Source organism: Sphingomonas sp. (assembly GCF_031426035.1).
In the GTDB taxonomy this organism is placed as follows: Bacteria; Pseudomonadota; Alphaproteobacteria; order Sphingomonadales; family Sphingomonadaceae; genus Sphingomicrobium.
Genome location: NZ_JANPKO010000069.1, coordinates 1 through 2,509 on the forward strand (window position 1 = coordinate 1; position 2,509 = coordinate 2,509).

5 protein-coding genes are annotated in these 2,509 nt (G+C 70.6%); 3 read left to right on the forward strand and 2 right to left on the reverse strand.

The window, feature by feature from the left end; translation table 11 throughout:
- Nucleotides 1-876, forward strand: an 876-nt coding sequence (locus tag RMP08_RS04240) for an autotransporter outer membrane beta-barrel domain-containing protein (RefSeq protein WP_310467744.1), incomplete at its 5' end; no start/stop codon positions are given.
- 30 nt (nt 877-906) lie between these two features.
- Here RMP08_RS04240 and RMP08_RS04245 read toward each other — a convergent pair.
- Nucleotides 907-1,191, reverse strand: coding sequence for a BolA family protein (locus RMP08_RS04245; RefSeq protein WP_310467745.1), 285 nt, complete (start codon nt 1,189-1,191; stop codon nt 907-909).
- A 59-nt stretch (nt 1,192-1,250) separates the two neighbouring features.
- Here RMP08_RS04245 and RMP08_RS04250 point away from each other — a divergent pair, with 59 nt between their 5' ends.
- Nucleotides 1,251-1,802, forward strand: a complete 552-nt coding sequence (locus RMP08_RS04250) for a J domain-containing protein (protein WP_310467746.1) — start codon at nt 1,251-1,253, stop codon at nt 1,800-1,802.
- On the forward strand, nt 1,802-2,101 hold the full coding sequence (locus RMP08_RS04255) for an antibiotic biosynthesis monooxygenase (protein WP_310467747.1): 300 nt from the start codon (nt 1,802-1,804) through the stop codon (nt 2,099-2,101). The genes RMP08_RS04250 and RMP08_RS04255 overlap by 1 nt, the downstream gene beginning before the upstream one ends.
- Here RMP08_RS04255 and RMP08_RS04260 read toward each other — a convergent pair.
- Nucleotides 2,098-2,509, reverse strand: a 412-nt coding sequence (locus RMP08_RS04260) for a glutathione S-transferase family protein (protein ID WP_310467748.1), incomplete at its 5' end; no start/stop codon positions are given. The genes RMP08_RS04255 and RMP08_RS04260 overlap by 4 nt on opposite strands.

Consider the following 2,509-nt stretch of genomic DNA (forward strand, 5'->3'; position numbering starts at 1 on the left):
CTCGCCGACCCGCGCTCGCCGATCATCAACCGCGACGGCCTCGGCGTGTGGCTGCAGCAGGTCGCGTGGGGGACCAGCAAGTCGGTCGGCAACACCTCGTCCTATGACCTCACCGGGTGGGGCGCGACGGGCGGCATCGAATACCGCCTCGGCGGGCTCGGCAGCATCGGCCTGACCGCCGCTTATTTGTCGGGCAAGGACGGCCGCGACAACAACGAGCTGATCAGCACCGAGTATGAGGGCGGCGTCTACTGGCGCGGCGGGTTCGGCCCGGTCCATGCGTTCGCACGCGCCACCGCCGGCCGCGTCAAGTTCGACGGCACCCGCAATTTCACCACGACCCTTGACGGCGTGCCGGTCACCCGCGCCACCGATGGCGAGTGGAAGGGCACCCTCTACTCGGCCGTCGCGGGGGTCTCCTACGAAGCGCGGATGGGCAAGTTCAGCCTGCGCCCGTCGGCCACCTTCGAGCACTTCAAGCTGCGCGAAAAGGGCTATCAGGAGGAGGGCGGCGGAACCGCCTTCGACCTCACTGTGGGCAAGCGCAGCAGCAGCGAGACGGCCGTGCTCGGCCTGCTCACGCTGGGCTATAATTTGCTCGGCACGGACCCGGTCGGTTCGGCCGCGTGGATGCGCGTCGAGCTCGAGGGCGGCTGGCGCCAGATCCTCAGCGGCTCGCTCGGCGACACCACCGCGCGCTTCACCGGCGGCGACCCGTTCACCCTGAGCGCGGACGAACGCGACAGCGGCTGGCGTGGCGGGTTGCGCCTGCTCGGCGGCGGTTCGGGCATGTCGGTGATCGGTGAGGTCAATGCCGAACAGCAGCAGGGCAAGGTCGGGTTCGGCGCCCGCCTCGGAGTCCAGTTCGCGCTCTAGTCCGATCGGGGGCGGCCGACGCGCCGCCCCTTATTCGCCCGGCGCCCGCGCCTTGATGGTCAGCGCGTGGACTCGCTCGCGCATGAGGTCGCCGAGCGCGGCGTAAACCATCCGTTGGCGCTCGACCCGCGACTTGCCGGCGAACGCCGCGCTTTCCACGACCAGGCTGAAATGGCTTTCCCCGGCGGGGTTGTAGCCGCCGTGGCCGCGGTGCTGCTCGCTGTCGTCATTGAGCTCGATCCGCGCCGGCGCCAGCGCGGCGCGCAACCGCTCGAGCATTTCGGTCGCAACGGGTCCGGTGGCGGCGGCGTTCATGGTCGCCTATATAGGCCGGCTGAACGAGCGAGGAAGGCGTGGCGTCGCGGAATCCAAGAATGCACGGCCGGGTCGACGGGGCGGAAGGCTTTTGCGCGATTCCCGGTTGCGGCCAGGCCGGCGAGTATAAAGCTCCGGTCGAGCCGGCCAATTTCAACGGCCCGGGCAGCTGGCGCCTGCTGTGCCTCGACCATGTCCGCGAGCATAACAGCGCCTACAATTACTTCGCCGGCATGACCCCCGACGAGATTTCCGCCGCGCAGACCCCGTACGGCGGGTGGGAGCGGGCGACGCGGGCATTCTCGGTGGCCGGCGCCAATCCCGGCCCGGCGTGGAGCGACTTCACCGACCCGCTCGAGGCCATCGCGGCGCGTTTCCGCCGCCCGCAAGCCGACCCCGCACAGGGCCGCTTCACCGGCCCCGAGCGGCGCGCGCTCGCGGTGCTCGGGCTCGGCGGCGACATCGACCGCACCGCGCTGCGCAAGCGCTATTCGCAGCTGGTCCGCCGCTACCACCCCGACCGCAACGGCGGCGACCGCAGCCACGAAGGCCGGCTGGGCGAGGTGATCGGCGCGTTCCAATTGCTCAAGGGTGCCGCGGCGTTCCGCTGATGGCACACCACCGCGTGTGGCAATTCCGCCCGCCGCCGGGTGGCGAAGCTGCCTTCGCCGCGGCCTATGCCGCCGACGGACCCTGGGCGAAATTGTTCGCGCGCGACCCCGGCTTCATCGCCACCCGCCTGCTCCGCCCGGCCGAGCCCGGCGGCTGGTGGCTGACCATCGACAGCTGGGCCGATGCCGCGGCCTTCGCCCGTTTCCAGGCCGATCACGGTGCAGCCTATCGTGCGCTTGACGCCGAGTTGGAAGGTGCTGCGGGAGAAGAGCGCTTCATCGGCGCGTTCGAAGACTAATCTCGGTCGGGCGCGCCGAGCGGGAAATACGGGCGGTAGGGCCGCCCCTCGTCGACCGCGCGGGCGACCACCGGATGGGCCAGCAGCCGCGCGCGGTAGGCCGCCAGCCGCGGGCGCGTGGGCCCGATGCGCTCGATCCAGTCGGCATAGAACAGCGACGGCGCGGCGGCGCAATCGGCCAAGGTGAAGCTGTCGCCCGCCGCCCACGGGCCGTCACCCAGATTGGCCTCGAGCCAGTCGTACGCGACATGCAGATTATCGCGCCCCTGCTGCGCTCCATACGGGTCGCGCGCGCCTTCCGGGCGCTGGATGTCGTTGCCCGCCGCCTGCATGTTGTTCATCACGTAGAGGTGGTTAAATCGGTCGTGGTAGCGGACGCGGCGGCCGAGCTCGCCATCGGGGTTCCTG